General features: G+C 61.3%; 15 protein-coding genes and 1 pseudogene. 4 read left to right on the plus strand and 12 right to left on the minus strand.

Translation table 11 applies throughout. The features are described 5' to 3' along the window. Positions 1–65: 65 nt before the first annotated feature. The 11 genes and pseudogenes from parC to nudF form a co-directional block, all read right to left on the minus strand. The gene (gene parC, locus WE862_RS01215) at positions 66–2,360 is read right to left on the minus strand and encodes a DNA topoisomerase IV subunit A (RefSeq protein ID WP_042032650.1); all 2,295 of its coding nucleotides are present in this window, start codon (positions 2,358–2,360) and stop codon (positions 66–68) included. 83 nt (positions 2,361–2,443) lie between these two features. Further along, positions 2,444–4,356 (minus strand): annotated as a pseudogene (gene parE, locus WE862_RS01220) (DNA topoisomerase IV subunit B). A gap of 115 nt (positions 4,357–4,471) precedes the next feature. Further along, on the minus strand, positions 4,472–6,481 hold the full coding sequence (locus WE862_RS01225; RefSeq protein ID WP_042032653.1) for an FUSC family protein: 2,010 nt from the start codon (positions 6,479–6,481) through the stop codon (positions 4,472–4,474). Between the two features lies 1 nt (position 6,482). Continuing rightward, on the minus strand, positions 6,483–7,349 hold the full coding sequence (locus tag WE862_RS01230) for an HlyD family secretion protein (protein ID WP_042032655.1): 867 nt from the start codon (positions 7,347–7,349) through the stop codon (positions 6,483–6,485). Continuing rightward, on the minus strand, positions 7,342–7,584 hold the full coding sequence (locus tag WE862_RS01235) for a DUF1656 domain-containing protein (RefSeq protein WP_033113020.1): 243 nt from the start codon (positions 7,582–7,584) through the stop codon (positions 7,342–7,344). The genes WE862_RS01230 and WE862_RS01235 overlap by 8 nt, the downstream gene beginning before the upstream one ends. Positions 7,585–7,697: 113 nt before the next feature. Further along, positions 7,698–8,099 carry a GFA family protein gene (locus WE862_RS01240; RefSeq protein WP_042032658.1) on the minus strand — a complete coding sequence of 134 codons (402 nt, stop codon included), beginning with the start codon at positions 8,097–8,099 and terminating at the stop codon, positions 7,698–7,700. A gap of 36 nt (positions 8,100–8,135) precedes the next feature. Next, a complete protein-coding gene (locus WE862_RS01245; RefSeq protein WP_042032659.1) occupies positions 8,136–8,759 on the minus strand; it encodes an NUDIX hydrolase in 624 nt (207 codons plus the stop codon). Between the two features lie 2 nt (positions 8,760–8,761). Next, the gene (locus tag WE862_RS01250; RefSeq protein WP_042032661.1) at positions 8,762–9,349 is read right to left on the minus strand and encodes a YqiA/YcfP family alpha/beta fold hydrolase; all 588 of its coding nucleotides are present in this window, start codon (positions 9,347–9,349) and stop codon (positions 8,762–8,764) included. Positions 9,350–9,358: 9 nt separating this feature from the next. Further along, complete coding sequence (cpdA, locus tag WE862_RS01255) at positions 9,359–10,177, minus strand: 3',5'-cyclic-AMP phosphodiesterase (RefSeq protein ID WP_033113016.1); 819 nt, start codon at positions 10,175–10,177, stop codon at positions 9,359–9,361. Positions 10,178–10,199: 22 nt separating this feature from the next. Then, positions 10,200–10,688, minus strand: coding sequence for a DUF1249 domain-containing protein (locus WE862_RS01260; RefSeq protein WP_156853645.1), 489 nt, complete (start codon positions 10,686–10,688; stop codon positions 10,200–10,202). Then, positions 10,651–11,292, minus strand: coding sequence for an ADP-ribose diphosphatase (nudF, locus tag WE862_RS01265; RefSeq protein ID WP_042032663.1), 642 nt, complete (start codon positions 11,290–11,292; stop codon positions 10,651–10,653). The genes WE862_RS01260 and nudF overlap by 38 nt, the downstream gene beginning before the upstream one ends. 305 nt (positions 11,293–11,597) lie before the next feature. On the opposite strand from nudF, the gene tolC reads away from it, so the two are divergent. After that, entirely contained in the window at positions 11,598–12,923 is a 1,326-nt protein-coding gene (gene tolC / locus WE862_RS01270) for an outer membrane channel protein TolC (protein ID WP_041209262.1), read from the plus strand. Positions 12,924–13,039: 116 nt separating this feature from the next. On the opposite strand, the gene hldE is transcribed toward tolC, so the two are convergent. After that, positions 13,040–14,467: a bifunctional D-glycero-beta-D-manno-heptose-7-phosphate kinase/D-glycero-beta-D-manno-heptose 1-phosphate adenylyltransferase HldE gene (gene hldE / locus WE862_RS01275; protein WP_042032664.1), complete on the minus strand. Its 1,428-nt coding sequence runs from the start codon at positions 14,465–14,467 to the stop codon at positions 13,040–13,042. A 238-nt stretch (positions 14,468–14,705) separates the two neighbouring features. Between hldE and lpxL the strand changes: the two genes are divergently transcribed. From lpxL to WE862_RS01290, 3 genes are all read left to right on the plus strand, one after another. Further along, positions 14,706–15,629, plus strand: coding sequence for an LpxL/LpxP family Kdo(2)-lipid IV(A) lauroyl/palmitoleoyl acyltransferase (gene lpxL / locus WE862_RS01280; RefSeq protein WP_042032666.1), 924 nt, complete (start codon positions 14,706–14,708; stop codon positions 15,627–15,629). Positions 15,630–16,284: 655 nt separating this feature from the next. After that, on the plus strand, positions 16,285–18,207 hold the full coding sequence (locus WE862_RS01285; RefSeq protein ID WP_042032670.1) for a PTS mannitol transporter subunit IICBA: 1,923 nt from the start codon (positions 16,285–16,287) through the stop codon (positions 18,205–18,207). Positions 18,208–18,244: 37 nt separating this feature from the next. After that, complete coding sequence (locus WE862_RS01290) at positions 18,245–19,390, plus strand: mannitol-1-phosphate 5-dehydrogenase (protein WP_042032672.1); 1,146 nt, start codon at positions 18,245–18,247, stop codon at positions 19,388–19,390. Positions 19,391–19,454: the final 64 nt, after the last annotated feature.

The following is a 19,454-nucleotide window of genomic DNA, read 5'->3' on the forward strand; positions in this document are numbered from 1 at the left end:
ACATATCTAATTTTTCGATGGGAAAGTTAAAATAAGAAGGGCGCTTTCGCGCCCTTCTATATTAATTACCCTTCCTGATTTTCCCCGGTTGCCGGTTCGGCACCGGCGGCGGGTTCAATCTCGATGCGATCGACCCGCTGTAAACCGCGGGGCAGCTTGGCGCCACGGCGGCCGCGCTCGCCACGGTAGTAGTCGAGATCGGACGGTTTGAGGGTCAGCTTGCGCTTGCCGGCAAACAGGGTGACCGACTGGCCCTGCGGGATGACGGCGGCCATCACCACAAACTCCTCCCGCGCCTTGACGCGAGCAGAGGGGATGCTGATGAGCTTGTTGCCCTTGCCCTTGCCGAGCACCGGCAGGGTATTCATCGGGAACAGCAGCATGCGCCCCTCGTTGGAGATGGCCATGCAGAGATCGGTCTCTGGCGAGCCAATCTTCTGGGGTGCCATCACCAGACCCCCTTCCGGCACGGTGAGCAGCGCCTTGCCGTTCTTGTTCTTGCCGATGAGGTCGTCATAGGTACAGACAAAACCGTAACCGGCATCGCTCGCGATCAGATACGGCTCGCCTTCGTTGCCCATCACCAGATGACGCACCTCTTCACCGGCACCCAGCGCAAAGCGGCCGGTGAGCGGTTCGCCCTGACTGCGGGCGGAGGGCAGGGTGTGCGCCTCCAGCGAGTAGGTACGGCCAAAGCTCGACAGGAACACCGCCTGCTGGTTGCTGCGGCCAAAGGCGTGGGTGAGGTAGTTGTCCCCCGCCTTGTAGGAGAGCCCCTCGACATCCACGTCGTGGCCCTTGGCGGCACGCACCCACCCCTTGTCGGAGAGGATGACGGTGACCGGTTCGCTCGGCACCAGCTCTTTCTCGGTCAGCGCCACGGCGGTGGCACGCTCCACCAGCGGGGTGCGGCGATCGTCGCCGTACTTCTCGGCATCGGCCAGCAGCTCTTTCTTGAGCAGGGTGTTGAGACGGCGCTCGGAGCCCAGAATGAGCTCCAGCTTGTCGCGCTCTTCGGCCAGTTCGTTCTGTTCGGCGCGCAGCTTGAACTCTTCGAGCTTGGCCAGATGGCGCAGTTTCAGCTCGAGGATCGCTTCGGCCTGGGTCTCGGTAATGTTGAAGCGCTCCACCATCACCTTGCCCGGCTCATCCTCGGTGCGGATGATCTCGATCACCTCGTCGATGTTGAGGTAGGCGATCAGCAAGCCTTCGAGGATGTGCAGGCGAGCCAGCACCTTGTCGAGGCGGAACTGCAGACGGCGACGCACCGTCTCACGGCGGAACTGGATCCACTCGCTGAGGATGGTCTTGAGGCACTTCACCTGCGGCCGGTTGTCGAGGCCGAGGATGTTGAGGTTGACCCGGTAGTTCTTCTCCAGATCCGTGGTGGCGAACAGGTGGGCCATCAGCCCCTCTACATCCACCCGGTTGGAGCGCGGCACGATCACCAGACGGGTCGGGTTCTCGTGGTCCGATTCATCGCGCAGATCGGTGACCATCGGCAGCTTTTTCGCCACCATCTGGGCGGCGATCTGCTCCATGATCTTGGCGCCGGAGGCCTGATGGGGCAGCGCCGTGATGACGATGTCGCCATCCTCCTCACTCCAGACCGCCCGCTGCTTGATGGAGCCCTTGCCGGTCTCGTAGATTTTGCGGATATCGTCGCGCGGAGTGATGATCTCGGCATTGGTCGGGTAGTCCGGCCCCTGAATGTGCTGCATCAACACATCCAGCCCCGCATTGGGGTTGTCGAGCAGCTCGGCACAGGCGTAGGCCACTTCCCGCGCGTTGTGGGGCGGGATGTCGGTCGCCATGCCCACCGCGATACCGGTCACCCCGTTGAGCAGGATGTGCGGCAGACGGGCGGGCAGCACCACCGGCTCCTTCATGGTGCCGTCGAAGTTCGGCGTCCACTCCACCGTGCCCTGGCCAAGTTCCGAGAGCAGCAGTTCGGAGAAGCGCGACAGCCGCGCCTCGGTATAACGCATGGCGGCGAAGGATTTGGGATCGTCCGGCGCCCCCCAGTTGCCCTGACCATCCACCAGCGGGTAGCGGTAGGAGAAGGGCTGGGCCATCAGCACCATGGCTTCATAACAGGCGCTGTCGCCGTGGGGGTGGTACTTACCCAGCACGTCACCCACGGTACGGGCAGACTTCTTGTGCTTGGAGAGCGCCGACAGACCCAGCTCGCTCATGGCGTAGATGATGCGCCGCTGCACCGGTTTGAGGCCGTCGCCGATATGCGGCAAGGCCCGATCCATGATGACGTACATGGAGTAGTTCAAGTAAGCCTGTTCGGTAAAGGTGCGCATTGGCTGGCGCTCTACCCCGTCCAGACTGAGCTCGATAGCATCACTCATGTGATTTTCTCTTTCGGTTCGGGAGCCGCCACAGGGCGACTCCGGCTAAATGCTTGCTGGCCCTGTGCGGGCCAGCCGACGGCTTAGATGATGGCGAGGTTGCCCTTCTCTTCGAGCCACTCGCGGCGATCGCTCGCCCGCTTCTTGGCCAGCAGCATGTCCATCAGCTGCAGGGTCTCGTCAGCTGCATCCCCTTCACTCTCCCCTGCCGGATCCATGGTGAGCTGCACCAGACGGCGGGTGTTGGGATCCATGGTGGTTTCCCGCAGCTGTTTCGGGTTCATTTCGCCCAAGCCCTTGAATCGGGTCACCATCACCTTGCCCTTCTTCTTCTCGGCTTCGACCCGCTGCAGCACCCCGTTCTTCTCGTCCTCGTCGAGGGCGTAGTAGACCTCTTTACCGATATCGATCCGGTAAAGCGGCGGCATGGCGACATAGACGTGGCCCTTCTCCACCAGCGCACGGAAGTGTTTTACGAACAGGGCGCAGAGCAGAGTAGCGATGTGCAGACCGTCCGAGTCCGCATCCGCGAGGATGCACACCTTGCCGTAGCGCAGGCCACTGAGGTCGTTGGAGTCGGGGTCAAGACCGATGGCGACCGAGATGTCGTGCACTTCTTGCGAGGCGAGCACCTGACCGGCCTCCACCTCCCAGGTGTTCAGGATCTTGCCGCGCAGCGGCATGATGGCCTGAAACTCGCGATCCCGCGCCTGCTTGGCACTGCCACCCGCGGAGTCACCCTCCACCAGGAACAGCTCGCCCTGCATGGGGTCGGCGCAGCCACAGTCGGTCAGCTTGCCGGGCAGCGCCGGGCCTTGGGTAATCTTCTTGCGCACCACCGTCTTGGCGGCACGCATCCGGCGCTGGGCGCTGGAGATGCAGAGCTCGGCGATCTGCTCCGCCAGCTCGGTGTTGCTATTCAGATAGAGGCTGAAGGCATCCTTCACCACGCCGGAGACAAACGCCGAGCTCTGGCGGGAGGAGAGGCGTTCCTTGGTCTGACCGGCGAACTGCGGATCCTGCATCTTGATGGAGAGGATGTAGGCGCAGCGATCCCAGATATCTTCCGGAGTCAGCTTGACCCCGCGCGGTAGCAGGTTGCGGAACTCGCAGAACTCGCGCATGGCGTCGAGCAGCCCCTGACGCAGACCGTTGACGTGGGTGCCGCCCTGCGCGGTGGGAATGAGGTTCACATAGGATTCGGCGAGGCATTCGCCCCCTTCCGGCAACCAGCAGAGTGCCCAGTCCACCGCCGACTGTTCGGAGCTGAACGAGCCGATAAAGGGCTGCTCCGGCAGGCAGGTGAACTGCTTGACCGCATCGACCAGATAATCCTTGAGGCCATCTTCGTAGCACCACTCCAGCTTGATGCCAGTGTTCTTGTCGAGGAACTTGATGGTGAGGCCAGGGCAGAGTACGGCCTTGGCTTTGAGCAGGTGTTCCAGCTTGGTGACCGAGAATTTGGGCGAATCGAAGTAGCTCGCCTGCGGCCAGAAGCGCACCCGGGTGCCGGTGTTGCGACGGCCGCAGGTGCCGGTGATGGTCAGCTCCTGCACCTTCTCGCCACGCTCGAAGGCGATGTCGTAGACCTGACCGTCGCGACGCACCGTCACCTCGACCCGATCGGAGAGGGCGTTCACCACCGAAATACCCACCCCGTGCAGACCGCCGGAGAACTGGTAGTTCTTGTTGGAGAACTTGCCGCCAGCGTGCAGCTTGCAGAGGATCAACTCCACCCCGCTGACACCCTCTTCCGGGTGGATATCGACCGGCATGCCGCGGCCGTCGTCGATCACTTCGAGGGACTGGTCTTCATGCAGGATCACCTCCAGATTGCGGGCGTGACCTGCCAGCGCTTCATCGACGCTGTTGTCGATGACCTCCTGGCCGAGGTGGTTGGGCCGGGTGGTGTCGGTATACATGCCGGGGCGGCGACGCACCGGTTCAAGGCCATTGAGGCCAACTCAATGGCATCCGCATTGTATTGAGTAGACATGGAGGGCCTTGCGAATTGACGTTTGGGGAGAATCTTACTCGTTGGGAGGGTATTGGACAAACTTGGCTGCGGGAAAGGGTGATCCGGAGGGGATTGTGCCCCTCCCAAGGCGGTTTCAGCTCCCTTCGGCGGGGCCCGGCAGCGCCTGTTGCAGCTGGGAGAGGGAGCTTTGCAGCCGCCACACCATGCCTGCCAGCTCTCGCGCCGTGCCATCGCCATGGTTGGCCAGCCCCTGACTGATCCGCTGCAGCTCGGCCAGCGTGCGGTCGAGGGAGGCGTGCTGCACCCCCTGCTCGGTGAGGATCCCCTTCAGGCTGCGGATACAGTTGTCGCGCACCAGATAGAGGGGGTGCTCGTCACCGCGCCACTGGCGCAGCTGCCAGACGATATGGCTGCAGTTGAGCAGCACCACGCCCCAGCGCAGCACCCAGAGGCGGGCAGTCTGATCCTGACTCTGACCGAGCTGGCTGATGCAGTGGTAGATGAGCGACTCGAACTGGCTCTCGCTCTGGCGCGGGGCCGGCTCCAGCTGATCCATGAAGTGGCGGCGCAGGGAGCGGATAATCCGGCGGCTCTTGCGCCGATCCGAGCTGGGTCGCAGCAGCTGGAACGCCAGCGCGGCGCTCATCACCCCCAGCATCTGGGCGAGGCTGCTGTTGATGAACTGCTGATAGTCGTAGCTGGGCGGATTGGTGATGGCGAGAAACGAGCCGAGCAGCACGATCATCTGGCCCCAGAGGCCCGCCTGCCGCACCTGCTGCTGTTTGCAGAGCTGCATGGTGAGCAGCGCCGGAAAGAGCAAGAGGCAGAAGATCCAGAAGTCGTCGATGCGGATCATCAGGCCAAACTTGACCGCAAAGCAGATGAGGCTGAGCAGCAGGATCGCCCTGAGCATGGTGTTGGCCCCCTGAGCCGGGGCCGGGGTCGCCGAGTAGAGCACGCAGCAGATGGAGAGCATAGTGAGCGCCGAGCTGCCCGCATCCCACTGACTGTTGATCCAGAAGGTGCAGCCGAGCAGCACGCAGAGGAAGGTGCGCCCGCCGTTGTAGGCGGCCTCCAGCGTGTCGGTATGGCTGGTGAGGGAGGTGTGACGGGGCGGCGCCGGCCACTCCTGATCGTCGTAGCGGGTCAACCGGTCGAGCCAGCGCTGACACTCCAGATAGCTCCAGCAGAAGTGGCGCAGCCGCAGTAAAAAGGTGCGCAGCCGGTAATCATGCTCGCTGGTCGGCATCAGGGGAGCCAGCAACCTCGCGACCCGATACTTGTCGCACTCCGGCTTGCCAAGCTCGGTCAGCAGGGTGGCGAGCAGCGCCTGAATGCCTTCCGGTTGTTCCGGCCAGTTGTGCAGCATGCGCCGCTGGCTGGAGATAAGACTGATCAGACGCAGCTGGCGATGGAGCAGGAAGTTGAGCAGCCGGTTCTGGCGCCGCAGCCGGTGATGGCTCCAGACCGCCTGTATGCGCAGCACGTTCATGGTGAGGATCTGGCCGATCAGCCCTTCGTGGGAGCAGCGCACCTCGGGCGTCATCTCCCCCAGCCAGAGCAGCTGGGCATGTTCCAGCAGGCGAGCTTGGCTCTTGCGCAGGGATTCCAGCAGGGTTTCGCTGTCCGAGGTGCTGGGCAGGATCATCATCATCAGACCGCCGCAGAGGATACCGATGATCACCTCGCTCACCCGCGCCTGGGCAATATCGAAGATGTGGTGGGGATCCGCCACATTGACGCAGGAGAAGGCGATGATGGCGGCCGTATAACCACCGAGGGCAAAGGCGTAGGAGACGTTGTTCTGATAGTGGTTGGAGATGTAGGTGCACAAGCCCAGCCAGAGCGCGATAAGGAAGCTGAACAGCCAGGGATCGCTGATACCAAGACCTGTGATCACCACCGCCGCCATCGCCCCCATCAGGCTGCCGACCACTCGCCCCAGACTCTTGCTGATCACTCCGCCCACGGTGGGAAAACTCACCACGGCAGCCGAGCTCATGGCCCAGTAGGGGGAGTCGAGCTGCAGCACGAAGGCCAGCCAGAGCGACAGGCACATGGCCAGCGCATTGCGCAGGGCATAGCGCCACTGCCCCCCTGTCGCCTTCCCCCAGGGGGTGCACAGCCAGTACGACTCGCTCACCCTACTCGCCAATGGTGATGGTGCAGGTGGTACCGGCGATCAGCGTCACGTCCGCCGGCACATCCAGCAGCTTGATCCGCACCGGCACCCGCTGGGCCAGCCGCACCCAGGGCACGTTGGGTTTGACGTCGATCAGCAGACCGTTGCCGCCATCGACGCTCTGATCGTGGATGGCGCGCCCTATGCTCTCCACCTCGCCGCGCAACCGCTGTTCACCGCTGTAGAGCACCACTTCAGCCGGTTTGCCCGGCGCTATGTGGCCGAGCTTGGTCTCTTCAAAGTAACCCTGCACATAGAAGGAGTGAGTATCCACCAGCGCCACCAGCGGCACACCGGCACTGGCGTAGTTGCCGACCCGGGTCTGCAGGTTGGTGATGTAGCCATCACTCGCGGCATGCACCCGGGTCTTGGCCAGCGACCACTCCGCCTTCTCCAGATTGGCCTGTGCCACCTGATAGGCCGCCAGCATCGCCTGGGCATTGAGGCGAGCCTCGTCCATCGTCTCGGCTGAGATGACGCTGCGCGACAGGCCGCTGCGCCGGTTCGCCTCGTGCTCTGCCTTGTCGAGATCCGATTTCGCCTTGGCCAGCGCCGCCCGGGCATTATCGAGGGCGATCCGGTAGGGCTCGGGGTCGAGCGTAAAGATCTCCTCCCCCGCCTTCACCAGCTGGTTGTCCTTCACCGCTATCTTGATGATCTTGCCCGACACCTCGGGGGTAATGCTGACCAGCTCGGCGCGCACCTTGCCATCACGGGTCCAGGGCCCCTGCATGTAGTAGTTCCACAGCCACCAGCCCGCCGCCAGCGCCAGCGCGCAGACCAGCAGGGTGGAGAAGTATTTGAGGGTCGCGAGAGGTGATTTAGCCATGTAACAGCATCCATAGAGCGCCGCTGACGGCGAGGATAAAGAGGGAGAGATCCATCAGCAAGGGGTGCCAGACATCCCCGCCATAGAGCCAGTCACGCAGCAGATGGTGCACCGGCAGCCAGCAGAGCAGGCCGAGCAGCACCGCCTTGAACAGCGGCGGAAAGTAGAGAGAGGCGCCCAGTACCAGATCCGGCAGCGCAGAAGGAGTTGTCACAAACGTGCTCCCTGTTGGCAGTGAAGTTCAGAAGAGTCAGGCCATCCCCTGCCCCGGGCGAGGCAAAGTAAACAGGCCGCTAAAGATTAACACTGCCCCGCAGGGCGCAACAGGAACATATGAGACCCTTTTATTCAGGCCTTTCGATCCGCTGGATGGTGCACGCCATCGCGCGTCGGCACCTCCCCCAGCTCGAACGGGTTGACCCCCTCGAGACAGGCGAGGTTGTAGCCATACTCGGCCGGATTGGAGCGGCGCTGATGGTGGGTATAGATGCCGCAGATGCTACAGAAGTAGTGTTTGGCGGTGCGGGTATTGAACTGGTAGCAGCGCAGCACCTCCTCCCCTTGCAGAATGCGGATGCCGGACAGTGGCACCGAGGCGACGATAGCGCCCCGACGTCGGCATAACGAACAGTCGCAGCGGCGCGGATCCACCACCCCATCCGGCAGGGTCAGCTCCAGCACCACGGCGCCGCAGTGGCAGCTGGCCTTGTGTTTCTCTTGAATTGGGGTATTGCCGATGCGCTTGATCATCCTGCCTCCTTGCAGACGGGTTCACTTCCTCAGATGTCAATCAAACAGGGTATCGCGCCGCCCCTGCAGCAAGTGCTCATGGAGGGTGCGCAACTGGGAGGCCACCACCCGATGGCAGGAGAGCGGGGGCAAGTTGTCGATGGGGAAGTACCCCGCCCCTTTGGTTTCATCGGTTTCGCCCAGCAGCTGGCCGCCGGTCACCTCGCACAGAAAGAAAGCCTTGTGCGCGTGGGGCAGCTGGGGCGGATGAGGATGTTTTAGCTTGTCGAGCAGGGCCAGCAGCTGCACCGCACGGCACTCAAGGCCGGTCTCCTCCACCACTTCACGCACCACAGCATCCGCCGGCGAGTCGCCGATATCGCACCAGCCACCGGGCAGAGTCCAGCAGTCGTCGCTGCGCTCCTGTACCAGCAGGATATGGCCCGCATCGTTCTGAATGAAGGCCCGCACATCGAGCTTGGGGGTGGGATAACCGCTGTCGAGGGCAATCCAGTCGCTAATGGCTTCCGGCGCCAGCTCGCTCTGGTTGGCGATAAGGGCCACGGTGGCCGCTCGCAGCGCCTCGAAACGGCCGATATCGAAGGGATCTTTGGAGTAGGTGAGGCCCGCTTGCGCCGTGGCCAGTACCTGTTCCAGAAAGGCGGCCAACGGCGGTTGCATGATTAAAGTCCGAGGAAACGGATAATCTGGGCGGGGTAGCGCTCGAACGCCACGAAGGCGTGGTCGCCGCCGCACTCCAGCGAGAGGCGGGCAAAGCGGTATTCTTCTAGCGCCTTGCGGTAGTCGAGCACCTCGTCCTCCTGCTGTTGCAGCACCCAGAGTCGAGCGGGGGCGGTCACAGGCACTGCCAGGGCTCGCAGCTCGTCCATATGTTCAGGCAGCAGCTGATACTGCTCGCCCGTATAGGGATTGGTCTGGGGGCCGAGGTAGTCACAAAGGAGCTCGTGGGGGCGCACCGCCGGATTGATCAGTGCCGCGTGGCAGCCGTACTGCTCGCTGACCCGGGTCGCCATAAAGCCACCGAGGGAGCTGCCTACTGCGCCGAGCTTGAACTCGCTGCCATAGCGACTCTGCAAATTGGCGATGGTCTGTTCGATGGCCGCCCAGGCCGCCGCCGGGGTGTTGGGCTGGGCCGGGATCACCACCTCGATATCGGGTCTGTGTTCTGCCACCCAGGCAGCCATCTGCTGCGCCTTGGCTGAACCGGGCGAGGAGTTGAAACCGTGCAGGTAGAGGAGAACGGGCTTCATGACGACCCCTCAATAACCGGTGGCATTGGGGTCGGGCACAAACTGCCCCACCGGCAGACGCCACACCTGGCTGGCGATACGACCATCCGGGTAGAGGGTGAGGTAGCGCCAGCCCGGGCCGGACTCGTCCAGCGCGAAGCCATCAGAGAGCGGTTTGAACTGGATGCAGGTCGATGGGCTGGCAATCAGCCGCACGCCTCGGTGCACCTCGTCAAACTCCTGATGGACGTGGCCAAACAGGATGGTCTTCTGCTGCGGGTGACGCGCCAGCACGGCAAACAGATCGTCGGCATTCTTGAGATTGTGCTGATCCAGCCAGGCACAGCCCACCGGCACCGCCTGATGGTGCAGGGCGATAAGGGCATGGCGATCCGGATACTGACGCAGGGCACGGTCGAGCGCCTCCAGCTGGTGATCGCCGATCATGCCGTGGGGTTTGCCGCGCACCTGGGTGTCCAGCAGGATCACCTGCCAGTGGTCGCCCACCAGCTGCTTGGATTCGCTGATCCCGGCGGCATGAAGCTGCTCGGTCATCAGGGGGCTGTCATCGTGGTTGCCGGGCAGCCAGTAAATGGGGCGACCAAGAGGCGCCATCATGGAGGCGAAGCGCTGATAGGACTCCGGGCTGTGATCCTGCGACAGGTCGCCGGTCGCCAGAATCACCTCGTAGGGATGGTCGTTGGCCTGCACCCGCTCCAGCACCGCAGCCAGACTCTCGGCGGTGCGCACAGCCAGCAGCCGACCCTCGGCACTGGCAAAAAGATGGGTATCAGTAATTTGCAACAGGCGCACACTGCCGTCCTGCGCCTGGGGGAGCTCTGTTTCCAAAATCACGCTTCTTTATATTTGTTCAACTGGAGATATTGATCGGACTGGTACCATGTCTGAGACAAAATTTTAGCCACTCGGCCAGAAACAGATTTACCTGCTCCTTTTCATCCCGCTGGTGCATCTTTTTATTGGGATAATCATAACGTGGTTGCAAACGGGAAATCTGTTGCGCTGCACACACTTCCGCCATCCGCACGTCATGATACAAACGAATCTCTATTTGAGCCTGTAAATATTCGGGCAATTCGGGGTTGTGCTGACTCAAAAGAACCTGAGTTGTGAAGCGGCTCTCACCACAAATGGTGAGCTGGAACTGCAGATCGTTGCCGACCCGATAGCGGCGTTCGGCTCCCACCTCCCCTTCCGGCGGTAGCAGCTTCATCAGCGCCATATAGTTGACCTCGCAGGTACGCTGCAAGGACATCAGGTCAGGCACATAGCGCCTGCTCTGTTGCAGGGTCAGTGCCACCTCAGCGATCCGCCAGCCAGCGGGCACGCAGCTCGCCATGGTTGAGGGCCAGCCACTGCAGGGCAATGACCGAGGCGGCGTTGTCGATGCGCCCCTCTTTGAGCCAGGCATAGGCCTGCTCGCGGCTCACCACGTGCACCCGGATATCCTCGCCCTCATCAGCCAGACCGTGCAGACCGCTCGCCTTGCTGGCATCCACCTCGCCCACATAGACCTCGATCCGCTCGGTGCTGCCGCCCGGGCTCACCAGATAGCTGATGGCATGTTCACAGCGGGCCACCTCGATCCCGGCCTCTTCCACCGCTTCGCGGCGCACCACCGCCTCGGCGGTCTCCCCTTCGTCGATGATGCCGGCTACCAGCTCCAGCAGCCAGGGGGTGGAACAGGTCTCCATGGCACCGATACGGAACTGCTCCACCAGCACAATCTCGTCGCGCACCGGATCATAGGGCAGCAACGCGGCGGCATGGCCCCGCTCGAACAGCTCGCGGACGATGGGCTGATTCCAGCCACCTGCAAATAACCTGTGCTGCAGGCGATAGACGTTCACCTTGAAGAAACCGTTATATCCAGCTGATTTTTCAATGATTTTTACATCATCAGCGGCATAGTGCCGATCTTGTGGCAAGGGTTGCTGCGACATCCGGGGCTCCCGTCAGCTTGACTTGTATCAGTTTGACCATAAAATCCGAGGAACATGAATGAACGTTCATTCACTCGGCGTGCCATGGCAATGAGGGGTGGATTTTAGCAGCCACAGACCATTTGGCTAGGCGCGCGGGGAGAAAACTGCCGCTGGTTCTTGACGTTCCCGTTACCGGACCGAAGACTCTTAGCATTAAATTTTGCTTATAGTAGAGTGATTAAGCTGCAATCAAGCTTGGTTGATGACAATATTTGCCCTCTCCAGCAACCGTTTTGGGTTACTACATAAGGTTAAAACGATCTATGAAAAGAACACTTTTGTCCGTCATGGTGTTGCTGGGCGTCAGTGCCGGTGCCCACGCCGAAAACCTGCTCGATATCTACCAGCAAGCCCAGATCAAAGATCCGCAGTTGCTGCAATCCAAAGCGGTTCGCGACCAGGCCTTCGAGAAGATCAACGAATCTCGCGCTGCGCTCTTGCCACAGATCAACCTGGGTGCCGGTCTGAACTACCTGCAAAACAAGAATGATACCCAGACCAACAACAAAGCCTCCGGTTCTATTTCGCTGGATCAGTCCATCTATCGTCGCAGCAACTGGGTCAACCTGGATCTGACCGAGAAGGGCGCTACCCAGTCCGATGTCGCCTACAACCTCGAAGTCCAGAACCTGATGGTGCGCAGCGCCACCGCCTATTTCAACGTGCTCAAGGCGATGGATACCCTGGAATTTGTCCGTGCCAACAAGGTTGCCGTGGAGCGTCAGCTGGAACAAACCCAGCAGCGTTTTGAGGTGGGTCTGACCGCCATCACCGACGTCCATGAAGCCGAGGCATCCCGTGACCAGGCTCTGGCTGACGAGATCAATGCCGAGAACACCCTGGACAACAGCTACGAAGCCCTGCGCGAGCTGACCGGTGTCGATCACCGCAATCTGGACATCCTCAATACCGAGCGTTTCAGCCCGCAGAAGACCGCTTTCGGTTCTGACAAGTGGCTGGAGCTGGCGCTGGACAAGAACCTGCAACTGCACAATGCCCGCATCGCCAAGGACATCGCCAAGCAGCAGATCGATCTGGCCAAAACCGGCCACGAACCGACTCTGGATCTGGGTGCCGGCCTGCAAACCAGCAATACCGACTACAAGCTGGACAGCATTCCGGGTGGCAACGACAACCAGGCCAATATCGGTCTGACCTTCAAGCTGCCGCTCTACAGCGGTGGCGCCACCACTTCCAAGGTGAAGCAGGCCCAGTTCAACTACGTGGCTGCCAGCGAGCTGCTGGAGAAGAACTTCCGCTCGGTACAGAGCACTGTGCGCTCCTCCTATAACAACGTGAACGCCAGCATCGGCTCGGTACGCGCCTACAGCCAGTCCGTGGTCTCCGCCGACAGCGCCCTGAAGGCAACCGAGGCCGGTTACGAGGTGGGTACCCGTACCATCGTCGACGTGCTGGATTCCACCCGCAAGCTCTACGAAGCGAAGCAGAAGCTCTCCGAGGCCCGTTACAACTACATCCTCAACATCCTGAGCCTGAAGCAGGCTGCCGGTGTGCTGGAAGCGCAGGATCTGGTGGAAGTAAACCAGGGTCTGATGCCGGCTACCGCAAAAGCCAAAACCAAAGCCTGATAGCCGTTATCGGGAATGAAAAAGGCGACCGCAAGGTCGCCTTTTTGTTATCCGTGTTGCTATCGGCTTGCTCCCGCCGATAGTGAGCCCCGCCAGATTACGGGGCCAGCAGCTCGTTAGCCGCGCTCGCGAATCGTCTTGATGATGTCGGTAGTGGAGCAGCCATCTTCAAAGTTGAGCACGCGCACTTCGCCGCCATTGGCAGTCACCTCGGCGTAACCGGCAATATCTTCCGGCTTGTAGTCACCGCCCTTGACCAGCAGATCCGGCAGGATCTCGGCGATCAGGCGCTGCGGGGTATCTTCACCGAACGGCACAACCCAGTCCACGGCACCCAGTGCGGCCAGTACGGCCATGCGACGCTCGGTCGGATTGACCGGACGACCCGGCCCTTTCAGACGGCGAACCGATTCGTCGGTGTTGACCGCCACGATCAGGCGATCCCCCAGCTTGCCGGCGTTGGCCAGATAGGAGACATGGCCGGCGTGCAGGATGTCGAAACAGCCGTTGGTCATCACTACCTTCTCGCCGCGCAGACGGGCGGCACGAACTGCCACTTTCAGCTGGGCTTCCGACATGACGCCAAAACCGGTCTCCTGCTCGGTGTAGAGGGCGTTGGCCAGCTCGACCGGACTGACGGTTGAGGTACCCAGCTTGCCGACCACGATACCGGCGGCGGTATTGGCCAGCGCACAGGCTTCGTCCAGGCTCTTGCCAGCGGCCAGCGAGGTGGCCAAGGTGGAGATGACGGTATCACCGGCACCGGTCACATCGTAAACCTCGTGGGCCTGAGCCGGCAGATGCAGCTCCGGCTGGCCTTCGCGGATCAGGGTCATGCCGTTCTCGGAACGGGTGACCAGCAGGGCATCCAGCTCGAAGCGCTTGACCAGATCCAGCCCCTTGGCGACCAGATCCTCCTCGCTCTTCACCTTGCCCACTACAGCCTCGAACTCGGACATGTTGGGGGTCAGCAGGGTGGCGCCGCGATACTTCTCGAAGTCGGTCCCCTTGGGATCGACCAGCACCGGAATGCCGGCGGCACGGGCGCGCTGGATCATGCCGGGCACATCGTTGAGGGCACCCTTGCCGTAGTCGGAGAGGATCATCACGTCGCTGTTTGGCAGCGCCTGCTCGACCTTGCTCACCAGCAGGGTGGAGTCGACAGCGTGGAACCCCTCTTCGAAATCGAGGCGCAGCAGTTGCTGGTTGCGCGACAGCACCCGCAGCTTGGTAATGGTCGGGTAGTCGGCCAGACGAACGAAGTCACAGGCGACCTTGACGCCGGCCATCTGGCCAGCCAGAGCATCGGCAGCCTCATCCTGACCGGTCAGGCCAAGCAGCACGGCATGAGCGCCAAGGGCGGCGGAGTTGAGGGCCACGTTGGCGGCACCGCCCGGACGCTCCTCAATGTGTTCAACCTTGACCACAGGCACCGGTGCCTCGGGCGAGATCCGGCCGGTGGGGCCATGCCAATAACGGTCCAACATGACATCGCCAACGACCAGGACGCGGGCTTTTTCAAACTCGGGCAGGGTGATCTTCATCTGTATCGACTCTCAAAACCTGAAAAATCAGTCGCCGATTTTATCACACTCTTTTATTTGAAGGAGAAAAAGCAAACCTGTGGTTGCCATTAAGAACGCGGAAGGAAACCCATAGTTACTCTTCGCGCCACACGGACAAGACACAAGCAGCCCCTCTGACCAGCAGATAGCCATTCGCCCCCGCCCCCCCTTTTCGGCTAGAATCCCCCGATTGTTTTCGCAAGCAAAGAGATTCTCCATGGCCCATGACAACGCTCCTCGCCTCGAGCCCCGCCTGTTTCATCCCCGTTACTGGGCCAGCTGGTTTGGCCTCGGCCTGCTCTGGCTGCTGACTCTGCTGCCGTGGCGCAGCCAGATGTGGCTGGGTCGCCAGCTTGGTCATCTCGCCGCCAAAGTGCTCAAATCACGGGTGAAGATTGCCCGTCGCAATCTGGAGCTGGCGCTGCCGGAGCTGACTCTGGCCGAGCGCGAGAAGCTGCTCAAGCAAAACTTCGAGAGCGTGGGCTGCGCCGTATTCGAGGTGGGTATCGCATGGTTCTGGCCAGACTGGCGGATGCGCAACCTGATGAAGGTGGAAGGGGAAGAGCACGTCATTGCCGCCATGGAAAAAGGTCAGGGCATGCTGCTGCTCTCCTGCCACTTCCTGACGCTGGAACTCAACGCCCGCTGTTTCGGGCTGGTACGGCCAGGGGTCGGGGTTTATCGCCCCAATACCAACCCGGTGCTGGAGTATGCCCAGTATCACGGTCGCTGCGCCTCCAACAAATATCTGGTAGACCGGATGGATGTGAAGGGGATGATCAAGGCGCTGCGCAACGGTGACGCCCTCTGGTACGCGCCGGATCACGACTATGGCTCCCACGCCAGCGTGTTCGTGCCCTACTTCGCCGTGGAGCAGGCGGCCACCATCACCGGCACCGCCACTCTGGCGCGGGTGAAGAACACCGTCACCCTGCCCTGCTACAACCTCCGCACCAGCGAGGGTTACACCCTGCATATCGGGGCGCCCCTCGCCGACTACCCCAGCGGGGATGACATGGTCGATGCCGCCCGCGCCAACCGCGAGATTGAAGCCGCGGTGCGCAAGGCGCCGGAGCAGTACATGTGGCTCCATCGCCGTTTCAAGACCCGCCCCTCCCCCGAGGATGCAAGCTTCTACTAAGCGGTAACACCCCCGACTGGGGCCAGATCGCCAAAACCGACAAACCGCCTGCTGGCGGTTTGCTTTTTCCCGCTGTCAGCCCTGTGCGGCAAGCAAGCTCCCCCAGCGTCAACCGCACCATAACCTGCTGCACGAACCTCCTGCACGATCTCCTGCAATCTGCCGACCATCTCCATCAACCAGCCACAAAAGAACCCTCATCACTGCCTGCAAAAACTGAAAGAGGGTTACAAAACTATTGACTCATTGGTGAGTAGAGAGAGATTTCGATAGATCCATCGTCACTACCCGCTGATGAGTTATTGAGTGATTTGCCCCATTCGAATACAAAAACTGAATTTGTGAAGTAAATCACTTTTACACAAAGGCATGGCAAAGCTGAGTTGGTGATCTAAATCACAAAAAATGGTCATTAAAAATAGAAAAGATCGAAATGTAGCCGAATTACAGCGAACGAATGTGATCTTCATCACTGGTTGGAGAGGGGGTATGACGGGGTATCTGAGATGTGGATCACAAGACACCCCGTTTTCAGCCTAATTTGATCGCAAGCTGGTAGATTGAAGTTGCTTAGACGACAGGGATGGAGGTTCGGCAAAACCGGCCATCCCGAACTACCACTTTTAATCAAACAGGCTTAAAACGGGGTCCCGACATGTTATCACCGGATACCAAAGTCAAGATACAGAATTTTGGACGCTTCCTGTCCAATATGGTCATGCCCAACATAGGCGCCTTTATCGCCTGGGGCTTTATTACCGCCCTCTTTATCCCCACCGGCTGGCTGCCCAATGAAACCTTGGCCAAGCTGGTCGGCCCCATGATCACCTACCTGCTGCCGCTGCTGATTGGCTACACCGGTGGCAAGCTGATGGGCGGTGAGCGTGGCGGCGTGGTCGGTGCCATCACCACCATGGGCGTCATCGTGGGCACCGACATCCCCATGTTTATGGGCGCCATGATGGTCGGCCCGCTCGGTGGCTGGGCCATCAAGCGCTTCGACAAGGCGATGGACGGTCGCGTCAAAAGTGGCTTCGAGATGCTGGTAAACAACTTCTCCGCCGGTCTTATTGGCATGCTGCTGGCGATCCTCGCCTTCTTCGTGATCGGCCCCTTCGTCAAGGTGCTCTCCGGCGTACTGGCCGGTGGCGTCGGCTTCCTGGTGGATAACCACATGCTGCCGCTCACCTCCATCTTTGTCGAACCGGCCAAGATCCTGTTCCTCAACAACGCCATCAACCACGGCATCTTCTCGCCGCTGGGGATCCAGCAGGCGACCGAGCACGGCAGCTCCATCTTTTTCCTGATTGAAGCGAACCCGGGCCCGGGCATGGGCGTGCTGCTGGCCTACATGGTGTTCGGTCGTGGCGCCGCCAAGCAGTCCGCTGCAGGTGCCTCCATCATTCACTTCTTCGGCGGCATCCACGAGATCTACTTCCCGTATGTGCTGATGAACCCGCGCCTCATTCTGGCGGTGATCGCCGGCGGCATGACCGGGGTCTTTACCCTGACCCTGTTCAATGCCGGTCTGGTCTCCCCCGCGTCGCCGGGCTCCATCTTCGCCGTGCTGCTGATGACGCCGAAAGCCTCCCTGATCGGGGTCGCCCTCTCCATCATCAGCGCCACTCTGGTCTCCTTCCTGGTCGCCGCCGTGTTCGTCCGCGCCCAGCAGCCGGAAGCTGACGAGGCCGATGCCCTCGGTGAAGCCACCCGCAAGATGAAAGCCATGAAGGGCGGCAAGCCCGAAACCGCAGCGGCCAAGAAGCCAGGCGGCGAGCTGATGGCAGTGCGCAATATCGTGGTCGCCTGCGATGCGGGCATGGGTTCCAGCGCCATGGGTGCCGGCATGCTGCGCAAGCGGGTACAGGCCGCCGGGCTCGATATCAGCGTCACCAACCGCGCCATCGATCAGCTCGACGATCAGGTGGACTGGGTTATCACCCACAAGGATTTGACCGAGCGGGCCCGTCGCCATGCGCCGCATGCCCACCATATTTCACTAACCAACTTCCTCGACAACGGCCTCTATCAGAAGCTGGTACAGAGTCTGACTCAAGCCGCCAACGACGATGTCGCCAACCCGCAGCTGCTGGTGGCCGCCAACGACGACAGCTACGAACCGCAAGCGGCCGAAGTGTTCACCCTGAGCCGTCATGACGTGCATCTGGGACTGAAAGCGGACAACAAGGAGGCCGCCATCCTGACCGCAGGCCGACTGCTGGCGGAACGCGGCTACGTAGCGCCCGACTACGTCAACGCCATGCTGGAGCGTGAACAGCTGGTCTCCACCTACCTCGGCGAATCCATCGCCGTGCCCCACGGCACCATCGCCGCCAAGGAGTTTGTGAAGCGCACCGGCATCGTCATCTGCCAGTACCCGGCCGGGGTCGCCTTTGGCGAAGCCGCCGATGAGGTGGCGCGGCTGGTGATCGGCATCGCCGCTCGCAACGACGAACACATGCAGGTAATAACCCGCCTGACCAATGCACTGGATGAACCCGGTCTCATCGACCGGCTGGCCAGCACCACGGATCCCCAGGCCTTCCTGGATCTGCTGGGTGCCGAACAGGCTGCCTAATCATCTTTCATCGTCTTTGGTTCAAGAGGTTAATATCATGAAAACATTACATTTTGGTGCTGGTAACATAGGTCGCGGCTTTATCGGCAAAGTGCTGGCGGATGCCAGCCATCAGGTCACCTTCGCCGACGTCAACGACACCCTGATCGACCAGCTCAACCACCGTCAGGAGTACAAGGTTCATGTGGTAGGGGCGGATCAGAAACTGGACGTGGTGCGCAACGTGGCGGCGGTCAGTTCCGCCGGTCACGAGGTGATAGCCCGTATCATCACTGCCGATCTGGTCACCACCGCGGTCGGCCCCAACATTCTGGACAAGATTGCCAGTACCCTGGCCAAGGGGCTGCAGGCCCGCTTCGATGCCGGCAACCTGACACCGCTGAACGTCATCGCCTGTGAAAACATGGTGCGCGGCACCAGCCACCTCAAGCGGGAGGTACTCAAGTACCTGCCGGTCGCGTATCATGCCACGCTCGAATCCTGTATAGGCTTCGTCGACTCGGCGGTGGATCGCATCGTGCCGCCCGCCGCGGCTGCCAACGATGATCCGCTGGAAGTGACGGTCGAGAGCTTCAGCGAGTGGATCGTCGACCAGACCCAGTTCAAGGGGGAGCTGCCACAGGTGGCGGGCATGGAGCCCACCGACAACCTGATGGCCTTCGTCGAGCGCAAGCTGTTCACCCTCAACACCGGCCACATCGTCACCGCCTACCTCGGCAAACTGAGGGGCTACCGCACAGTGCGCGAGGCGATCGAAGATCCGGTGATCCGCAGCAAGGTACGCCGCGCCATGGAGGAGAGCGGTGCCGTGCTGGTAAAACGCTACGGCTTCGACCCGCGCCTGCACGCCGCCTATATCGAGAAGATCCTGGCCCGCTTCGCCAACCCCTATCTGGTGGACGAGATTGACCGGGTCGGCCGTCAGCCGCTGCGCAAGCTGGCGGCGGGGGATCGACTGGTGAAACCGCTGCTCGGCACCCTGGAGTACGGCCTGCCCAACGAGCAGTTGCAGGAGGGGATCGCCGCGGCTCTCCACTATCGCAATGCCGATGATCCGCAGGCGGTCGAGCTGCAACAGCTGCTGGCGGAGCTTGGCCCGGCCAAAGCGTTGGCCCGCGTCACCGGACTGGATGCAGAGAGCGAAATCGTCCGCACCATAGTGGCTCGTTACGAGACCTTGTAATACCCTGCTGGCGGCGCATGACTGGATGCTCCAATTGATTGAATCGCAAGGAAATGCGCCCCAT

It is taken from the genome of Aeromonas jandaei, from assembly GCF_037890695.1.
In the GTDB taxonomy this organism is placed as follows: domain Bacteria; phylum Pseudomonadota; class Gammaproteobacteria; order Enterobacterales; family Aeromonadaceae; genus Aeromonas; species Aeromonas jandaei.